Origin of the sequence: Gluconacetobacter azotocaptans (assembly GCF_014174355.1) — a bacterium.
Lineage (GTDB): Bacteria > Pseudomonadota > Alphaproteobacteria > Acetobacterales > Acetobacteraceae > Gluconacetobacter > Gluconacetobacter azotocaptans.
Map to the genome: position 1 here is coordinate 24,651 of NZ_JABEQF010000004.1, position 18,178 is coordinate 42,828.

Sequence of the window (18,178 nt, forward strand, 5' to 3'; positions counted from 1 at the left end):
CGTTTCCCGTGCTTCGGTGCGCACGGCCATCAAGGCCGCTCCGCTCCGATGCTCGGAAACCCACGCCGGGCGTGCCGCTGCGCGGCACTCTCGCTCAGCAAAAAACGTTTTCAAACAGTCTCTGAGACCCGTCTTGAAAACCGGATTGCCACTTGCGACGTGGATGTGTGGATGATCCGTCGTCGCAAGACTACGCCCCGCCTGATGTCGCGACCCGATACCGGCAACCCGTCCCGCGCCGTCTTTACCCGGCGTGCACTGGTGGTGCTGGGCGCGCAGATGGCGGCTTTGGGCGCCCTTGGCCATCGCCTGTACGGGTTGCAGGTGGTGGAGGGCGACCATTATGCCCGCCTGGCCGAGAATAATCGCGTCAACCGCCGCCTGATCGCGCCGCCGCGCGGACGGGTGGTGGACCGGTTCGGCATCGCGCTGGCGTCGAACAAGGTGAACTGGCGCGCGCTGCTGCTGCCCGAGGAAACCAACGACATCGCCGGCACGCTGGACCGGTTTTCCACGCTGGTGCCCATCGAAGCCCGCGACCGCACGCGCATCGAGCGCGAGATGCGGCACAAGCGGCGCTTCATCCCGATCATGCTGCGCGATTTCCTGTCGTGGGACGACATGGCGCGGATCGAACTGAACGCGCCGTCGCTGCCCGGCGTGCTGATCGATGTCGGAACCACCCGCAATTACCCGTTCGGGCCGCTGCTGGCGCATGTCGTGGGATATGTCGCCCCCCCCAGCGAGAAGGACGTGACGGGGGACGCCACGATGGCGTTGCCCGGCATGCGCATCGGCCGCGCGGGAATCGAACAGACGCAGGATGGCCGGTTGCGCGGCCAGGTCGGCGCGGTGGAAATCGAGGTCAACGCGGTCGGCCGCGTCATGGCCGAACTGTCGCGTGACGAGGGGCGGGCAGGCGACGAGATCGCGCTTACGATCGACAGCGGCCTGCAGCAGGCGGTGCTGGGGCGGATCGCCGACCAGTCGGCCAGTGCGGTGGTCATGGACTGCCGCAATGGCGAGGTGCTGGCGATGGTCAGCAACCCGTCCTTCGACCCGTCGCTGTTCGACAGCGGCGTCAGCCAGGCGCAATGGGTCGACTGGACCAACAACGAACGCACGCCGCTGATCAACAAGGCCGTCGCGGGCGTCTACCCGCCCGGATCGACCTTCAAGCCCGCGGTGGCGATGGCCGCCATGCAGGCGGGCACGCTGTCGCCGACCGACCGGATTTTCTGTCCCGGCTATCTGGATGTGGGCGGTACGCGTTTCCATTGCTGGTCGCGCTACGGCCATGGATCGCTGACGTTGAAGGACGCGCTGAAATTCTCGTGCGACGTCTTCTTCTACGAGGTCGCGCGCCGCACCGGCATGGAGGCCATCGCCGCCGCGTCCCATGCGTTCGGGCTGGGCACGCATCTGGATATCGAGGTGCCGCATACGCGCGCGGGCCTGATTCCGACCCCGGCCTGGCAGCGCGGGCGTGGGCAGCACTGGAACGGCGGCGATACGATCGTCAGCGGCATCGGCCAGGGCGCCGTGCAGGTCACGCCCCTGCAGCTTGCGACCTATGTGTCGCGGATCGCGACGGGGCGGGCGGTGCAGCCGCATCTGATCCGCAGCACGGGCGGCAAGCTGGTCGAGGGCACGGACCCCGCGCACTGGCCCGGGCTGGACATGCCCGACGCCTTCCTGACGCATCTGCGCACCGGCATGTTCGCCGTGGTCAATGAGGAACACGGAAGCGCGCCCATGGCGCGCCTGGGCATTCCCGGCGTGCAGATGGCGGGCAAGACCGGCTCGGCACAGGTGCGCCGCGTGTCCCGGGCGCTGCGCGAAAGCGGGCATTTCGATTCGTCGGCCCTGCCGTGGGAATATCGTCCGCACGCCCTGTTCATCTGCTTCGCGCCCTACGACGCGCCGCGCTACGCCGCGGCCGTGGTGGTGGAACATGGCAATGCGGGCGCTGCCGTCGCGGCGCCGCTGGCACGCGACATCATGACCGACACGTTGACGCGCGACCCCGCGAACCGCAAGGAACCGCCTGGCCAGGTCGTGGCCGAGGTCGATTAGGCCAGGCACCAAGTCATATGGGAAAAGGAAGGTCGGGCGCTGCCCGAACCCGGCAAGGGCTTCGGCTCTTGCATCCCATTCGTTTATGAAGTCCTGGATTTCCAAAGGGCTCGGCCCTTTTGTGGGTCAAGGGCAGCGCCCTGAGGCGTGGTAGGAGGGGCGACGATGAATTTCCAGAAGCGTCTTCTGCGCGCCGAACCCAATTTCCGCCTCCTGGCCAAGCTCTGGCAGGTCAACTGGCTGTATGTGCTGCTGATCTGCGTGCTGGCGGGGGTCGGCTACGGCGCCCTCTATTCCGCGGCGGGCGGATCGGCGCACCCGTTCGCCGGGCCGCAGACCATCCGCTTCGCCTTCGGGCTGGTGATGATGCTGTGCGTGGCGCTGACCAGTCCGGCCGTGCTGGTCCGGCTGGCGTGGCCGCTTTACGGCCTGTCCATCCTGCTGCTGGTCGCGGTGCTGCGGATGGGACATGTCGGCAAGGGGGCGGAGCGGTGGCTGATCGTCGGCGGCATGCAGATCCAGCCGTCAGAACTGGCCAAGATCGCGCTGGTGCTGGTGCTGGCGGCCTGGTTCCACCGTGTCAGCTATCGCAGGATGGCCAACCCGTTGTATCTGCTGCCGCCGGCGCTGATGGTGCTGCTGCCGGTCGGGCTGGTGCTGAAAGAGCCCAACCTGGGCACCGCCGTCATCATCGGGACCGTCGGGGCGACGATGTTCTTCGGTGCCGGGATGCGCCTGTGGCAGATCGTGCTGCTGGTCGTGCCGGTGCCGTTCCTCGTCCGCATCGCCTATTCCCATCTGCATGATTACCAGAAGGCGCGCATCACCACCTTCCTGCATCCCGAAGGCGATCCGCTGGGGGCGGGCTACAACATCATCCAGTCCAAGATCGCGCTGGGGTCGGGCGGGATGTGGGGGCAGGGCTATCTGCACGGCACGCAGGGACAACTGAACTTCCTGCCCGAGAAACAGACCGATTTCATTTTCACCATGATCGCCGAGGAATGGGGATATGTGGGCGGCATCGCGGTGATCGGCCTGCTGATGACCATGGTGCTGGGCGGCATGCTGATCGCGATGCGCAGCCGCAACCAGTTCGGCCGGCTACTGGGCCTGGGGATCGCCACGAATTTCTTCCTGTACTGCGCGGTGAATCTGTCGATGGTGATGGGGACCATACCGGTGGGCGGCGTACCGCTGCCGCTGATTTCCTACGGCGGGTCGGCGATGCTGACGGTGATGTTCGGCTTCGGCCTGCTGCTGTCGGCCTGGGTGCACCGCAATTCCCGCTTCGGCGAGGCGGTGACGGACGAGGCATGACCGGCCTGCGCCCCGTCGATCCGGCGACGGCGCGGGCCTATCGCCGCAGCCTGTATCGGGCCGGCGGCCTGGCGGTGCAGCCCGGATGCCGGCCGGGCGGCAGGCCCGGCTGGTGGCGGGGGCGGCGTGGCGATGTCGTGTTCGTCAGCGCCTGCAATCCCGGCGGCCGGCGGCGGCCCGACGGGTGGAACCGCCGGATGATGGCCCGACTGGCCGAGCATCTGTCCGGCGTGCCGCACTGTAGGGGCGAGGGGACGCTTGGTGCGTGGTCCGAGGCGCTGTACGCGGTCGCCTTCCCGCTGGCGCGCGGGCGGGTCGTCGCCCGCCGGTTCCGGCAGAACGCGGTGCTGGTGCTGCGCGACGGACAGGCGGCGCGGCTGGTCTTCCTGGCCTGATACCAATCCATCTAGCGGCGGCAGGCATCAGGGCTCTCCCCTGATCAGGGTCCAGGGCCTCAGGCCCTGGTGGGTTCGGGCAAAGCCCGATCTTTCCCACCAGGTGAGCCCCTGCTTTCGCAGGTTGGGTCAGCCTTCGATCTGGCTGAAATCCGCGATCAGCACTGTCATCCGGCGCAGGTTGGCCAGCAGCCTCAGGCGGTTGAGGCGCAGGTCCGCGCGGTCCGCGTTGACGGTCACGGCCTCGAAGAACCGGTCCAGCACCGGACGCAGGCCGGCGGCCGCGCGCATCGCGTCCTCGAACCGTTCGCCGGCGATGGCGGCCTCGACGGCCGGAATGGTCTCCAGCAGGGCGTTGGCCAGGTCCCGTTCCTCGTCCTGTTCATACAGGACAGGATCGGGCGCGCCGTCATGGGGGCCGTCCTTGCGGTCCTCGATCCGCAGGATGTTGGCCGCGCGCTTGGTCGCCGCCAGCAGGTTCCGCCCGTCGTCGGTCGCCAGCATGGCGGCCAGGGCCTCGGTCCGGGCCAGCAGGCGGGTGATGTCGCTGTCGGCATTGCCGCTGGAAATCGCGGCCAGGATGTCGTGGCGCGCGCCCTCGGCCCGCAACTGCACGCGCAGGCGTTCGGCGACGAAGGCCGGCAGCAGTTCCAGGTCGGGCGCGTTCGCCAGCTCCCCCGGCAGCGATTCGGACGCCAGGACGAACAGCCGCACCAGGTCCAGGCGCAGGGCGTTTTCGCGGATGATGCGAATGACGCCCAGCGCCGCACGCCGCAGGGCGTAGGGGTCGCCCGACCCGCCGGGCTTTTCCCCGGCCGCGAAGAAGGCGGTCAGGCTGTCGATCTTGTCCGCCAGCGCCACGGCGATGGAGACCGGCGCCGTCGGCACACCGTCGGTCTGGCCGCGCGGCATGTAATGCTCGGCCACCGCCTGGGCGACATCGGCGGCCTCGTCGTCATGCCGGGCGTAATAGGCGCCCATCACTCCCTGCAACTCCGGAAACTCGCCGACCATGCCGGTGGTCAGGTCGGCCTTGGCCAGCAGGGCCGCGCGTTCGGCGTGCGCCGGGTCGGCGCCCACCATGGGGGCCAGCAGGCCCGCCAGGCGGACGATGCGCGCCACCCGCGCGCCCTGGCTGCCCAGGGCGGCATGGAAGACGACCGCGTCCAGCGCCGGCACGCGACTGGCCAGCGTGCGCGACCGGTCCAGGTCCCAGAAATGACGCGCGTCGGCGAAGCGGGCGCGCAGCACCCGTTCATTCCCCGCGATCGTCAGCGCGCCGCCGTCCGCCGGCAGCAGGTTGGCGACGAAGGCGAAGCGCGGGGCGGCGCTGCCGTCGTCGTTACGCAGCGCGAAATAGCGCTGGTTCACGCGCATCGACACCTGCATGACCTCGGCCGGCAGGTCCATGAACGCGGCGTCGATGCGGCCCAGAAAGGGCACCGGCCATTCGGTCAGGCCCGCGACCTCGTCCACCAGGCCCGGGTCGGCGGCCACACTCAGCCCTTCCTCGGCGGCCAGGCGCGCGACGCCCTCGGCGATCAGCGTCCGGCGTTCGGCGGCATCGGCCAGCACCTGCCGGTCGCGCAGGCCCGCTTGCCATGCGGCGGCATTTTCGGGCGCGAAGGGGGCTGGGGCGGTGAAGCGATGGCCTTCGCTGAACCGGTCGGCGCACAGGCCGTGGCCGTTATCCTCGCCGTCGGCCAGGGTGAAATCGACCACCTGGCCATCCAGCAGGCACAGGATGCGGCGCAGCGGCCGGACCCAGGTGAAGGCGCTGCCCTGACCCCAGCGCATGGATTTGGGCCACGGAAAGCGGCGCAGCAGCGGGGGCAGGACCTCGGCGATGCGGGTCGCGGCCTCGACGGGGGGCACGGTGCGGTTCAGCACCCAGAAGCCGCCTTCCAGCACCAGATCGTCCCGGGTCACGCCATGCTTGCGGGTGAAGCCGTCCAGCGCCTTGTCCGGTGCGCCTTCGCGGGGGCCGCGCTCGGCAATCGTGGTGCCCGGAACCACGGCGTCCAGCGTCAATGTCAGGGCGATGCGGCGCGGGCCGGAAAAGCCGGTGGCGGCGCGCGGGTTCAGGGGCGTCAGGGCCTCGCCGACCAGGCGGACCAGGTCCTCGGCCGCGCGGGTCTGCATGCGCGCGGGAATTTCTTCCGAGAGGAGTTCGAGCAGAAGTTCGGGCATGATCCTTATTCCTCGCCCGCCAGCCACGCTTCGCAGCAGCGTTTCGCCAGCGTACGCACGCGCCCGATGTAGGACGCACGTTCGCTGACGCTGATGACGCCGCGCGCGTCCAGCAGGTTGAACAGATGGCTGGCCTTCAGGCACTGGTCGTAGGCGGGCTGGGCGATTCCGTATTCCACCAGCGCGATGGCCTCGCGTTCGGCATCCAGGAAATGGCGGTGCAGCATGTCGGTATCCGCCAGTTCGAAATTATGGCGCGAATAATCGCGTTCGGCGCGCAGGAAGACATCGCCGTAGGTCAGGCCCTGCCCGTTGAAATCGAGGTCGTAGACATTCTCGATTCCCTGCACGTACATCGCCAGCCGCTCCAGCCCGTAGGTCAGTTCGGTCGACGGCAGGACGGTCGGGATGCCGCCCACCTGCTGGAAATAGGTGAACTGCGTCACCTCCATCCCGTCGCACCAGACTTCCCAGCCCAGGCCCCAGGCGCCGATGGTCGGGTTTTCCCAATCGTCCTCGACGAAGCGGATGTCGTGCTCCATCGGGTCGATGCCGATGGCGCGATAGCTGTCCAGCAGCAGTTTCTGGCTTTCTTCCGGCGTCGGCTTCAGCAGCACCTGATACTGGTAGTAATGCTGCAGCCGGTTGGGATTCTCGCCGTAGCGTCCGTCGGACGGTCGGCGGCAGGGCTGGACGTAGGCCGCCTTCCACGGCCGCGCGCCCAGCGCGCGCAGCGTGGTGTGGGGGGACAGCGTTCCGGCCCCGACCTCGGTATCGTAGGGTTGCAGGATCGCGCAGCCCTGTTCCGACCAGAATTGATGCAGCTTCAGGATCAGCGCCTGAAACGACAGGGGGCGCGTGGCGGGGGCAATGGAACGGGGCGCTGGGGCCGGGACCATGGAAAGGATGCTCCGGTAGGCAGATAGGGAAGGGCATGCCGGCCGGCGGCATGGGTAAAGAGCGCGCACCATACAGGCATGGCGGCGCAACCGAAAGGCGGCCGCCGTGCCCGATATCCGGACGATCGCCGGGGGCGGGCTTGCGGAATTCACATCCGCGCGCCACATCAAGGGTTGGTTATCTTGTCGGAGACAGGACGGAAACGATGAATACCGAGGAACGCGACCTGATCACGAAGTTCGTTGCCCGTGTGGGCGGCGCGCCGCAGGGGGGATTCGGCAGCGTGCCCGCGACGACGCCCAACCTGCCGCCGATCGACCCGGAGGCCGACCAGTATATCGGGCAGATGTACCAGCAGTACCCCGAGGCCCGGTATCGCGTCACCCAGATGGCGGTGGTGCAGGAAGCGGCCCTGGTGGCGGCGCAGAACCGCATCCAGCAGCTTCAATGGCAGTTGCAGCAGGCGCAACAGGCCCTGCAGGCGCAGCAGAGCCAGCGGCCCTCGGGCGGGGGCGGGCTGTTCGGCGGCCTGTTTGGCGGGGGGCAGCGTGCGCAGGGCGCGCCGCCGCCGGGCTGGGGTGGGCAGCAGGCGGCTCCGCCGCCGCCTCAGCCCGCCTATCCGCAGGGCATGCAGCCGGGGATGTTCCCGGCACGCGGCAGCGGCTTCCTGGGGTCGGCGCTGACCACGGCGGCCGGTGTTGCGGGCGGCATGATGGTGGGGAACGCGCTGACCGACCTGTTCAGCGGGCATCATGAGTCCGGCTTCGGCGGCGGTGGCGAAACCGTCGTCAACAATAATTACGGCGGGGCCCCGTCGGGCGATCCGTTCGGCGGCGCGGGAACGGATGTCGATCCGGGATTCGATGCCGGCGGTGGCGATGGCGGCTTCGGCGGCGACTGGGGCGGCGGCGGGGACGACAATTTCTGACCCGTCTTTGCGCCGGCGCGCCGGAACGGACAGAAGGGCGGCCCCATGGGGCCGCCCTTTTTCATGGCGGACGGCCGGCGTCACACATTGCCGTGAGGCGCGCGTTGGCTGATTGATATGATCAATGCATGGGTGTTATTCAGGACTTGGCCACCAAGGCCAATTCCTCTGTGTCGTCTCATCCGCGGGAAACCGGGGCCTTCGGGTCCCGGTTTTTCCGTTTCGGCATGCCGCACGTTTCGGCGAACAGGGAACGAACCGCGGCCCCGCACGCTTAAGGGACTGTTCCGCAATGCCACATTGATGGAGGCGAACGATGTCGATTACTGATTCAGCGACGACCCTGGGCGACTTCGTGACCGGCGCGAAATACGATCATTCCGGCCTTGTCACCGCGATGCACGAATATCTTGACCGTGTCCGGCACGAAAGCGGCCTGAACGGCTTTGCCGAGCGGGCGGCGGCGGCGGGATATGGCGATATCGTTGCCCGCTGGAAGGCGGATGACAAGGCTGGCCCGATGACCGAGGACATGGTCCGGGGCCTGATCGCAAAGCCGGACCTGGACTGGTTCGCCAACCAGACAGGCCTGTCGGCGCCTGCGGTGGTTCAGATCCTGGCCCGTCAGCTTCCGATCATAATATACCGGCGCGCCCACGCCAGGACCCCGCACTGATGCCGCCAGATGCCGCCCCCGGCGGATAGGGGCGGTTGATCCGCCATAGCCGCGCGCCGCGCGGCGTGGCAGGGTGGGGATATCCGGATCGGCACGATCGGTCCGGATTTCTGGTGGGGTGCCAAGGGCACGCCGCCGTCAGCCCCCGGGCGGATCGTGTGGCTGTCGTCGCGCCCCGTCCGGATACTGGGGAGAGAGGCATGCTGATACGCGCGGGCTATGATATCGCACTGACGGTTCAATCCCCAACGCCGCTGGTTCTGATGCTGGAGGTCCATCCGGACCGCGAGCCGGACCTGATGACACCGCAGATTCCGATATTCGATCCGCCCGTGCCGGCGCAGCGTTATCTGGACGGGTTCGGAAACCGCTGCACGCGGGTGATCGCGCCCGGCGGAACGCTGCGGACGAGCATGTCCTTCCTGATCGCCGACAGCGGCCTGCCCGACCGGCAGATGCCCGTGGCGCGCGAGGTTCCGGTCGGCGACCTGCCGACCGATTGCCTGGTCTTCCTTCTGGGCAGCCGCTATTGCGAGACCGACCTGCTGTCGCAGACCGCATGGTCCCTGTTCGGCCATCTGCTGCCGGGCTGGAGCCGGGTGCAGGCGATCGTCGATTTCGTGCACAATCATATTCGTTTCGACTACAGCCTGGCCCGGGCGACCCGTTCGGCGTACGAGGCCTATAACGAGCGCGTGGGCGTCTGCCGCGATTTCGCACATCTGGCGGTGACACTGTGCCGCTGCATGAACATCCCGGCCCGCTATTGCACGGGGTACCTGGGCGATATCGGGATTCCCCCCGTCGACGACCCGATGGATTTTTCCGCGTGGTTCGAGGTCTGGCTGGACGGGCAGTGGTTCACCTTCGATGCACGCCATAACACGCCGCGGATCGGCCGGGTGGTCATGGCGCGTGGGCGCGATGCGACCGACGTGGCGCTGACGACGTCGTTCGGGCCGGCGATCCTGTCCGGTTTCACCGTGACGACGTACGAGGAGGTCTGACGGTATTAAGTTCGTGCATTCCCGGTCGTGAGGGCCTATAGAGCGCTCTCGGCTGGACTTTTCAGCCACGGGCAAGATCTCAAAGTAGCCGCGCACGCGACATTCTGGCGTCTCCGAAAAAAGAAAAGTCTCGATCCTGCGCATTTTCGTGCGGGAGCCGGTTATCAAGGAGACCTGTCATGGCTACAGGCACTGTCAAATGGTTCAACGCCCAGAAGGGCTTCGGCTTTATTCAGCCGACTGACGGCGCGAGCGACGTGTTCGTGCATATCTCGGCGGTCGAGCAGGCCGGGCTGCGGGGTCTGAACGAAGGCCAGACCCTCAGCTACGAACTGGAAACGGGACGGAGCGGCAAAGTGTCCGCCACCAACCTCCGGGTCGGCTAAGAAAAAAGGGCACCGCAAGGTGCCCTTTTTATTTGTCCGGCCTGATGGCGTCATTGTCGCCGTACCGATCGCCTTACCGGAAATGACACGAGGTTGAGGCCAACGCTCCCCGGATCGGGGTCCAAGGCCTCGGGCCCCGGTGGGGTCGGGTAAAGCCTCAGATCGCCGCGGCCTGGCGATCGGGAAAACCCATCGATTTGATATGGTGTTTTCGAATGGTGAGCCGGGTGGGACTCGAACCCACGACCATTCGATTAAAAGTCGAATGCTCTACCGGCTGAGCTACCGGCTCACCGAAGCCGCATCAGCGGTGCGGCTTCGGGTACTGGCTTCAGAGGTTCAAGTCAACCTCTATCAGGCTTCGACAGGGCGCATGCTGATGATGCGGTCGGGGTCCTGCACCACGCCGCTCTGGCCGACGCCGCGCTTGATCTGATCGATATGCTCCATGCCCTCGATCACCTGGCCGACGATCGTGTACTGGCCGTCGAGATGGGGGGAGGGCTCGAACATGATGAAGAACTGGCTGTTCGCGCTGTCCGGATTCATCGTGCGGGCCATGCCGACCGTGCCGCGCTCGAACTTCGCGGCGCGCGTGAATTCGGCCTTCAGGTCGGGCAGGTGGCTGCCGCTGGTGCCGGTGCCGGTGGGGTCGCCGCCCTGCGCCATGAAGCCCTGGATCACGCGGTGGAACGGCGTGTTGTCGTAGAAGCCTTCGGCCGCCAGGGTGCGGATACGCTCGGCGGCCAGCGGGGCCACGTCCGGCCGCAGGCGGATGACCACCTTGCCCGTCTTCAGTTCCAGGGCGATCAGGTCGGCCTTGTTTTCGGTATCAGACATCGTTCATGTTCCAGTGCTGAAGCGTGTGACGCGGCAGGCAATGCCGGACGTCATGCTGTTATCCCCCCAAGCCGCGCCAGCACGTGGCGGCGCGTGAAGGGGGGAACGAAGCCGGCGATGTCGCCGCCCATGCGGGCGACTTCCTTCACCAGCCGCGACGAGATGTACTGGCTCCGCTCGTTGGCCATCAGGAAGATGGTCTCGATATCCGGGGCCAGATGATGGTTCATGCCGAACATCTGCATCTCGTAATCGAAATCCGCGACGACGCGCAAACCGCGCACGATCACCGTGGCGCCCTGGCTGCGCGCGGCGTGAATCAGCAGGTTGCCGAAGCCGATGACGTCGATCGTGGTGCCGGTGCGCCGGGCCAGCCCGCGCACCTCGGTCGTCAGACACAGTATCCGCTCGTCCAGCGGCAGCAGGGGCTGCTTGCCGATATTCTCGGCGACCCCGATCACCAGCCGGTCGACCAGCCGCGCCGCACGTTCGATAATGTCCAGATGACCATTGGTCACCGGGTCGAACGTGCCGGGATAGAATCCCGTGCGCGGCGTGGCGTCAGGCATCGGGCGCGCCCGATGCCGTGTCCGGGGCCTCCGCGTCGTCATCGCCCCCATCCTCGTCCGATCCGTCGTCCATGACCGGGAAGACGCTGGTCACGCGCTCGGTCGTGTCCAGGCGGAATAGCGTCACCCCGCTGGCCTGGCGCGACATGACGCGGATCTGGTCCACCGGAACGCGGATCAGGCGGCCCGCGTCGGTGACCAGCATCACGTCCGTGCCGTTGATGACGGGCAGCGTGGCCACGACCTCGCTCCCGCGCTTGCCCGAGGTGAAGGTCATGTTCGCGATGCCCTGGCCGCCGCGCCCGGTCACGCGATAATCATAGGCGGACGACCGTCGGCCGAAGCCCGCGTCGCTGACGGTCAGCAGGACTTCCTCCGCCATTTCCAGTTCCGCGAACCGTTCCGCGTCGATGGTGGCGTCGGCGGGCACCGCTTCCTCGTCCGAGGCTTCGGCAATGGTGTCCTCGGCGTCCTCGCCGGCCTGGAGCGCCGCATTTTCTGCCCGGCGCCGGGCGTTGGCCATGCGCAGGTAGGACGAACGCTCTTCGACCGTCGCCTCGACATGGTTCAGGACGCACAGGCTGTTGACCTCGTCGCCTTCGGCCAGGCGAATGCCGCGCACGCCCGAACTGTCGCGCCCGGCAAACACGCGCAGCGTATCGTCGGTGATCTGGAAGCGGATGCAGCGGGCGTTACGCGTTGCCAGGAACACGTCCTGCCCGTCGCGGCAGGTGGCGACGCCGATCAGGCGATCGTCCTCGTCCAGCTTCATGGCGATCAGGCCGGAGGAGCGGATATTGCGGAAATCACTCAGCCGGTTGCGGCGCACGTTGCCGGTCGCGGTGGCGAAGACCAGATGCAGGTTTTCCCACAAGGTCTCGTCCTGGGGCAGGGGCAGGACGGCCGTGATCGAATCGCCGCCCAAGTCCGGCAGCAGATTGATCAGCGCCCGGCCCTTGGCCGTCGGGCTGGCTTCGGGCAGGCGCCAGACCTTCTCGCGATAGGCCTTGCCGCCCGACGAGAAGAACAGGACCCATTGATGGGTGTGTGCGTTGAACGACCGTACGACGATGTCGTCGCCGCGCCGGCCGGCGGCGGTACGGCCGCGTCCGCCGCGATTCTGCGCCCGGAAGACATCCAGCGGCGTGCGCTTGATGAAGCCCTCGCGGGTGATGGTCACGACCATCTGTCCGGGTTCGATCAGGCTTTCGTCCGTCTGGTCCCCGGCATAATCCGCGATTTCGGTCATGCGCGGGGTGGCCAGTTCGGCGCGGATCGCGGTCAGTTCCTCGCGCATCACCTCCAGGCGGCGCGGGCGGCTGGCGATGATGTCCAGCAGTTCGTTGATCCGGGTCGCGACCTCGGACAATTCCTGCTGGATCTTCTCGCGCTCCAGCCCGGTCAGGCGCTGCAGACGCAGTTCCAGGATGCCGCGTGCCTGGGCCTCGGTCAGGTGGACCTTGCCGTCCGCCACGACGTTGCCTTCGTCATGGATCAGCGCCAGCAGGGGTTCGACGTCGGCGGCGTCCCACGCGGTGGTCATCAGCGATTCGCGCGCCGTGGCGGCATCGGGGGCGGCGCGGATCAGCGCGATGACCGCGTCGATATTGGCCACCGCGATCACCAGGCCCACCAGCAGATGGCCCCGGTCGCGCGCCTTGTTCAGGTCGTGGCGCGCACGGCGCAGGATGACTTCCTCGCGGAAGGCCAGGAAGGCGTCCAGGACGTCCTTCAGCCCCATCAGGCGCGGCTTGCCGTTGTCCAGCGCCAGCATGTTGACGCCGAACGAGGTCTGGAGCTGGGTGAAACGGTACAGGTGGTTCAGCACCACTTCGGGCGTCGCGTCGCGCTTGATCTCGATGACGATGCGCATGCCCGACCGGTCGCTTTCGTCGCGGATGTCGGAAATGCCTTCGATCTGCTTGGCGCGCACCAGTTCGGCGATGCGTTCCTGCAGGGTCGATTTGTTCACCTGGTACGGGATTTCGGTGATCACGATGGCCTGGCGATCGCGGCGCAGGTCCTCGATCTCGGCACGGGCGCGGATAAGGACGGACCCTCGTCCGGTCTCGAACGCGCTGCGGATGCCCGCGCGGCCCAGGATGATGCCGCCGGTCGGGAAATCCGGCCCCGGCACGATCTGCATCAGCTCGTCCAGCGTCATGTCTGGCCGGGCGATCAGCGCCAGCGTCGCGTCGATGATTTCGCCGGGATTGTGGGGCGGGATGTTGGTCGCCATGCCGACCGCGATGCCCGACGCGCCGTTGATCAGCAGGTTGGGGAAGGCCGCGGGCAGGATCTTGGGTTCCTGCTCGCTCTCGTCGTAGTTCGGCTGGAAATCGACGGTATCGCGGTCGATGTCGTCCAGCAGGAACGACGCCGCCTTGGCCAGCCGGGCTTCGGTATAACGCATGGCGGCGGGGGAATCGCCGTCGACCGATCCGAAATTGCCCTGTCCGTCGATCAGCTTGACCCGCATCGACCAGAACTGCGCCATCCGGACCATGGCGTCGTAGATCGAGGAATCGCCGTGCGGGTGGTATTTACCCATCACGTCACCGACTGCGCGGGCCGATTTGCGATAGGGTTTGTCGTGGGTGAACCCGCTTTCGCGCATCGAATAGAGGATGCGCCGATGCACCGGTTTCAGGCCGTCCCGCACGTCCGGCAGGGCGCGGCTGACGATGACCGACATCGCATAGGCGAGGTAGGAGGACCGCATTTCCTCCTCGATCGTCACCGGAATCATGTCGGAAGGGGCCGGCGGCTGCGGCGGGTCGGGTATTTCGGTCAAGGCATATCCGTCATGTCAAAGTCACCCTCGTGTTCCCCGTATCGGCGGACACGGCTGGCGGAAACTGGTGCGGGGCCGATGCCGGCGCACGACGCGACCCTAGCACGGTTTGCCGGCGGCAGAGAAACCGCGCGGCCGCAGGCCGGCCGTCGCGGTGCCCGTCAAACCGGTCAGAACGGAATTTCGTCGTCCAGGTCGCTGCCGCCGCCATGCGGCGCGTCCCAGCCGCCCGACCCACCGGACGACGGGCCGCCCGAGGGCGCGCTGCCCGGGCTGCCGCCGCGGCCGCCGCCGATCTGGCGCGGGGCGGAGGGGGGCGAATAGCCGCCGCCACCGCCCATGTCGTCGCCGGCGTCACCGCCGCGGTTGCTGTCCAGCAGCACCAGGTCGCCCCGGAACCGGTCGACCACGACCTCGGTCGTATAGCGTTCCTGCCCGGACTGGTCGGTCCATTTGCGGGTCTGCAGCGAGCCTTCCAGATAGATCTTGCGTCCCTTGCGCAGGAACCGTTCGGCCACGTCGGCGATCCGTTCGTTGAAGATGACGACGCGGTGCCACTCGGTCCGTTCCCGCCGCTCGCCCGACGCGCGGTCGTTCCACGTGTCGCTGGTCGCCAGCGTCAGCGAGACGATCTTGGCGCCGTTCTGGGTGTTCCGGACCTCGGGGTCCTTGCCCAGATTGCCCACGAGAATGACCTTGTTGACGCTACCCGCCATAGTGCTTCCTGCCGCTGTCCGGTATGGAGTCGCGTCCCGTCGGGTCGCGCCCCATGGAATAAATGCCGTCCGCCCGGATCGGTATCGGGGGCGGACGAGGCTGAACGCCATCGTAACCCAAATGCGTGGCCGATGATACCTGTCCGTGTTGCGTCATCTGGCGTCCCGGGCGTCGCGATCGGCCGGGCGATGCATTTTTCCCCCGCGGCGGATCTTGGCGCGGGCCGCGGAACAGGTCAGAACAGAGTATGAACGGAACGCGCCGGGCGCGTCGGGAAAAAAGCGGAGAGCGGACATCATGGATACCCCATCCAGGCCTGCCCCGGGCCTGCCGGCGGCGCAGTCGATCCGGGTGCGCGGGGCGCGGGCGCACAATCTGAAGAACATCGACGTCGAGATCCCGCGCGATGCGCTGACGGTGGTGACGGGCCTGTCGGGGTCGGGGAAATCGTCCCTGGCCTTCGACACGATCTATGCCGAGGGGCAGCGGCGCTATGTCGAAAGCCTGTCGGCCTATGCGCGGCAGTTCCTGGAACTGATGGGCAAGCCCGACATGGATTCGATCGAGGGCCTGTCGCCGGCCATTTCGATCGAACAGAAGACGACCTCGAAGAACCCGCGCTCCACCGTCGGCACGATCACCGAAATCCACGATTACATGCGCCTGCTGTGGGCGCGGGCCGGGGTGCCGTACTCGCCTGCGACCGGCCTGCCGATCGAGGCGCAGACCGTCAGCCAGATGGTGGATCGCGTCATGGCGCTGCCCGAGGGCACGCGGCTGATCCTGCTGGCCCCGGTGATCCGCGACCGCAAGGGCGAATGCCGCAAGGAGCTGGCCGAACTGCAGCGCAAGGGCTTCACCCGCGTCCGGATCGACGGCACCCTGCACGAGATCGCCGAGGCCCCCGACCTGAACCGCAAGCTGCGCCACACGGTCGAGGCCGTGGTGGACCGCATCATCGTCAAGCCCGGGCTGGAATCCCGCCTGGCCGACAGTTTCGAGACCGCCCTGGCCCTGTCCGACGGCCTGGTCTACGCCGAGGAGGTCGTGCGCGGCGAGTGCGCCGAGCCCCCGCCGCACATGGTCTTCTCGTCGCGCTTCGCCTGTCCGGTCAGCGGCTTCACGCTGGAAGAGATCGAACCGCGCCTGTTCTCGTTCAACGCCCCGCAGGGTGCGTGCCCGGCCTGCGACGGAATTGGGACCGAAACGTTCTTCGACCCGCATTTGATCGTCCCCGACGAATCTCTGCCGCTGGCGGGCGGCGCCATCGCCCCGTGGCGCAGCAGCCAGAGCCCCTATTACCAGCAGACCCTGGAAAGCCTGGCCGCCCATTACGGGGCGCGGATGGACACCCCCTGGCGCGACCTGCCGCAAGGGGTGCGCGACGTGATCCTGGACGGCGGCAAGGACGACATCACGTTCCTCTATCGCGACGGCAAGCGGTCCTATGGGCTGACCAAGCCGTTCGAGGGGGTGGCGACCAACCTGCGCCGGCGCATGGCGGAGACCGACAGCGTCTGGGTGCGCGAGGAACTGTCACGCTACCAGTCCGACAAGCCGTGCCATGTCTGCAACGGCGCGCGCCTGCGGCCCGAGGCGCTGTCGGTGCGCGTCGCCGGGTCGGACATCGCCACGGCGTCGGACCTGCCCATCCGCCGGGCGCTGGACTGGTTCGGCACGGTCGAGGCGACGCTGACGCCCCAGCGGGCGGAAATCGCCCGGCGCATCCTGCGCGAAATCCTCGACCGGCTGCGGTTCCTGGACGATGTCGGGCTGGATTACCTGACGCTGTCGCGCGGGTCGGCGACCCTGTCGGGCGGGGAAAGCCAGCGCATCCGACTGGCCAGCCAGATCGGGTCCGGCCTGACCGGCGTGCTGTATGTGCTCGACGAACCCTCGATCGGACTGCACCAGCGCGACAACGAACGGCTGCTGGCGACGCTGGACCGGCTGAAACGGCTGGGGAACACGCTGATCGTCGTGGAACATGACGAGGACGCGATTCGTGCCGCCGACTGGCTGATCGACATGGGGCCGGGGGCAGGGGTCAATGGCGGCCATGTCGTGGCCAGCGGCACCCCGGCTGAGGTCGCGGCGAATCCGGCCAGCCTGACCGGCGATTATCTGTCGGGGCGCCGCAAGATCGCGGTGCCGGCGCAGCGCCGCCCGGTCGATCCGGCACGCAGCCTGGAGCTGGAGGGGGCGGCCGGCAACAATCTGAAGGACGTGACCGCGCATTTTCCGCTGGGTACCTTCACCTGCGTCACCGGCGTTTCGGGCGGGGGAAAATCGACGCTGGTGATCGATACCCTGTACAAGGCGCTGTCGCGGCAATTGATGGGATCGGGGCAGAATCCCGCGCCCTATCGCCGGATCACGGGCCTGGATCTTCTGGACAAGATCATCGACATCGACCAGTCGCCGATCGGCCGCACGCCGCGTTCCAACCCCGCGACCTACACCGACCTGTTCGCGCCGATCCGCGACTGGTTCGCCGAACTGCCGGAAAGCAAGGCGCGGGGCTACAAGCCCGGGCGGTTCTCGTTCAACGTCAAGGGCGGGCGGTGCGAGGCCTGCCAGGGCGACGGCGTGCTGAAGATCGAGATGCACTTTCTGCCCGACGTGTTCGTGACCTGCGATACCTGCAAGGGCGCACGCTATAACCGCGAGACGCTGGACGTGAAGTTCCGCGGCAAATCCATCGCCGACGTGCTGGCCATGACGGTGGACGAGGCCCTGCCGTATTTCTCGGCCGTGCCGCGCATCCGCGACCGGCTGGCGATCCTGCAGCAGGTGGGGCTGGGCTATGTGGCGCTGGGCCAGCAGGCGACCACCCTGTCGGGCGGCGAGGCCCAGCGCGTCAAGCTGTCCAAGGAACTGGCCCGTCGTGCCACCGGGCGGACCCTGTACATCCTGGACGAGCCGACCACCGGCCTGCACACCGAGGACGTGCGCAAGCTGCTGGAGGTGCTGCATGCTCTGGTCGACCAGGGCAACACCGTCGTGGTGATCGAACATAATCTCGAGGTCATCAAGACTGCCGACTGGGTGCTGGACATGGGCCCGGAGGGCGGCGACGGCGGCGGGCGCATCGTCGCCGAAGGCACGCCCGAGGACATCGCGGCCTGCCCGGACAGCCATACCGGGCGCTTCCTGCGCCCGTTGCTGGCGGAGGTCGCCCCGGCGCCGAAAAAACGCGGGCGGCGCGCCCGCGCCTGACGCGCTGTCTGGCCCGTTGAGCCCCCGTGCGGGGCCGGCGGGCCGGTTGTCATGGGAATACATAAAAATTCGCCCCCCGAACCGTTGAAAACACTTGCGCCAGCAAGGCTGTGGCCTTATCAGCGGCCCCCTTGGCCCAAGGGGGCGATCCCGCCCAACAG

At 67.5% G+C, this 18,178-nt stretch carries 14 protein-coding genes and 1 tRNA gene; 8 read left to right on the plus strand and 7 right to left on the minus strand.

The annotated features are described in order from the left end of the window. Positions 1–171 precede the first annotated feature (171 nt). The 3 genes from mrdA to HLH34_RS06010 all read left to right on the plus strand — a co-directional run bounded on the left by mrdA (position 172) and on the right by HLH34_RS06010 (position 3,791). Positions 172–2,076, plus strand: a complete 1,905-nt coding sequence (gene mrdA, locus HLH34_RS06000; protein ID WP_183118710.1) for a penicillin-binding protein 2 — start codon at positions 172–174, stop codon at positions 2,074–2,076. Positions 2,077–2,241: 165 nt separating this feature from the next. Next, complete coding sequence (gene rodA, locus HLH34_RS06005) at positions 2,242–3,396, plus strand: rod shape-determining protein RodA (protein ID WP_183118711.1); 1,155 nt, start codon at positions 2,242–2,244, stop codon at positions 3,394–3,396. Next, complete coding sequence (locus tag HLH34_RS06010; RefSeq protein ID WP_183118712.1) at positions 3,393–3,791, plus strand: DUF3293 domain-containing protein; 399 nt, start codon at positions 3,393–3,395, stop codon at positions 3,789–3,791. The genes rodA and HLH34_RS06010 overlap by 4 nt, the downstream gene beginning before the upstream one ends. Positions 3,792–3,920: 129 nt before the next feature. On the opposite strand, the gene glyS is transcribed toward HLH34_RS06010, so the two are convergent. Beyond that, positions 3,921–5,981, minus strand: coding sequence for a glycine--tRNA ligase subunit beta (glyS, locus tag HLH34_RS06015; RefSeq protein WP_183118713.1), 2,061 nt, complete (start codon positions 5,979–5,981; stop codon positions 3,921–3,923). Between the two features lie 5 nt (positions 5,982–5,986). After that, the gene (locus HLH34_RS06020; protein ID WP_183118714.1) at positions 5,987–6,880 is read right to left on the minus strand and encodes a glycine--tRNA ligase subunit alpha; all 894 of its coding nucleotides are present in this window, start codon (positions 6,878–6,880) and stop codon (positions 5,987–5,989) included. A 206-nt stretch (positions 6,881–7,086) separates the two neighbouring features. Here HLH34_RS06020 and HLH34_RS06025 point away from each other — a divergent pair, with 206 nt between their 5' ends. The 4 genes from HLH34_RS06025 to HLH34_RS06040 all read left to right on the plus strand — a co-directional run bounded on the left by HLH34_RS06025 (position 7,087) and on the right by HLH34_RS06040 (position 9,878). Next, the gene (locus HLH34_RS06025) at positions 7,087–7,809 is read left to right on the plus strand and encodes a DUF2076 domain-containing protein (protein ID WP_183118715.1); all 723 of its coding nucleotides are present in this window, start codon (positions 7,087–7,089) and stop codon (positions 7,807–7,809) included. Between the two features lie 316 nt (positions 7,810–8,125). Next, entirely contained in the window at positions 8,126–8,485 is a 360-nt protein-coding gene (locus tag HLH34_RS06030; RefSeq protein ID WP_183118716.1) for a YidB family protein, read from the plus strand. 200 nt (positions 8,486–8,685) lie between these two features. After that, positions 8,686–9,492, plus strand: coding sequence for a transglutaminase-like domain-containing protein (locus tag HLH34_RS06035; protein WP_183118717.1), 807 nt, complete (start codon positions 8,686–8,688; stop codon positions 9,490–9,492). 179 nt (positions 9,493–9,671) lie between these two features. Further along, complete coding sequence (locus HLH34_RS06040; protein WP_182944745.1) at positions 9,672–9,878, plus strand: cold-shock protein; 207 nt, start codon at positions 9,672–9,674, stop codon at positions 9,876–9,878. 216 nt (positions 9,879–10,094) lie between these two features. On the opposite strand, the gene HLH34_RS06045 is transcribed toward HLH34_RS06040, so the two are convergent. The 5 genes from HLH34_RS06045 to ssb all read right to left on the minus strand — a co-directional run bounded on the left by HLH34_RS06045 (position 10,095) and on the right by ssb (position 14,797). After that, positions 10,095–10,170: transfer RNA gene (locus HLH34_RS06045), tRNA-Lys, on the minus strand. A 62-nt stretch (positions 10,171–10,232) separates the two neighbouring features. Then, the gene (locus HLH34_RS06050; RefSeq protein ID WP_183118718.1) at positions 10,233–10,718 is read right to left on the minus strand and encodes a peptidylprolyl isomerase; all 486 of its coding nucleotides are present in this window, start codon (positions 10,716–10,718) and stop codon (positions 10,233–10,235) included. 50 nt (positions 10,719–10,768) lie between these two features. Next, positions 10,769–11,287 (minus strand): pantetheine-phosphate adenylyltransferase, encoded by a 519-nt coding sequence (gene coaD / locus HLH34_RS06055; protein WP_183118719.1) that lies wholly within the window; start codon positions 11,285–11,287, stop codon positions 10,769–10,771. After that, positions 11,280–14,081, minus strand: coding sequence for a DNA gyrase subunit A (gene gyrA, locus HLH34_RS06060; protein WP_183118720.1), 2,802 nt, complete (start codon positions 14,079–14,081; stop codon positions 11,280–11,282). Before gyrA ends, coaD begins: the two co-directional genes overlap by 8 nt. 170 nt (positions 14,082–14,251) lie before the next feature. Beyond that, complete coding sequence (gene ssb / locus HLH34_RS06065; RefSeq protein ID WP_183118721.1) at positions 14,252–14,797, minus strand: single-stranded DNA-binding protein; 546 nt, start codon at positions 14,795–14,797, stop codon at positions 14,252–14,254. 298 nt (positions 14,798–15,095) lie between these two features. On the opposite strand from ssb, the gene uvrA reads away from it, so the two are divergent. Further along, complete coding sequence (gene uvrA / locus HLH34_RS06070) at positions 15,096–18,017, plus strand: excinuclease ABC subunit UvrA (protein ID WP_183118722.1); 2,922 nt, start codon at positions 15,096–15,098, stop codon at positions 18,015–18,017. The last annotated feature ends 161 nt before the right edge of the window (positions 18,018–18,178 follow it).

Coding starts and splice junctions, on each gene's coding strand:
- mrdA (WP_183118710.1), top strand. CDS start 172: ATGATCCGTCGTCGCAAGACTACGCCCCGCCTGATGTCGCGACCCGAT.
- rodA (WP_183118711.1), top strand. CDS start 2,242: ATGAATTTCCAGAAGCGTCTTCTGCGCGCCGAACCCAATTTCCGCCTC.
- HLH34_RS06010 (WP_183118712.1), top strand. CDS start 3,393: ATGACCGGCCTGCGCCCCGTCGATCCGGCGACGGCGCGGGCCTATCGC.
- glyS (WP_183118713.1), bottom strand. CDS start 5,981: ATGCCCGAACTTCTGCTCGAACTCCTCTCGGAAGAAATTCCCGCGCGC.
- HLH34_RS06020 (WP_183118714.1), bottom strand. CDS start 6,880: ATGGTCCCGGCCCCAGCGCCCCGTTCCATTGCCCCCGCCACGCGCCCC.
- HLH34_RS06025 (WP_183118715.1), top strand. CDS start 7,087: ATGAATACCGAGGAACGCGACCTGATCACGAAGTTCGTTGCCCGTGTG.
- HLH34_RS06030 (WP_183118716.1), top strand. CDS start 8,126: ATGTCGATTACTGATTCAGCGACGACCCTGGGCGACTTCGTGACCGGC.
- HLH34_RS06035 (WP_183118717.1), top strand. CDS start 8,686: ATGCTGATACGCGCGGGCTATGATATCGCACTGACGGTTCAATCCCCA.
- HLH34_RS06040 (WP_182944745.1), top strand. CDS start 9,672: ATGGCTACAGGCACTGTCAAATGGTTCAACGCCCAGAAGGGCTTCGGC.
- HLH34_RS06050 (WP_183118718.1), bottom strand. CDS start 10,718: ATGTCTGATACCGAAAACAAGGCCGACCTGATCGCCCTGGAACTGAAG.
- coaD (WP_183118719.1), bottom strand. CDS start 11,287: ATGCCTGACGCCACGCCGCGCACGGGATTCTATCCCGGCACGTTCGAC.
- ssb (WP_183118721.1), bottom strand. CDS start 14,797: ATGGCGGGTAGCGTCAACAAGGTCATTCTCGTGGGCAATCTGGGCAAG.
- uvrA (WP_183118722.1), top strand. CDS start 15,096: ATGGATACCCCATCCAGGCCTGCCCCGGGCCTGCCGGCGGCGCAGTCG.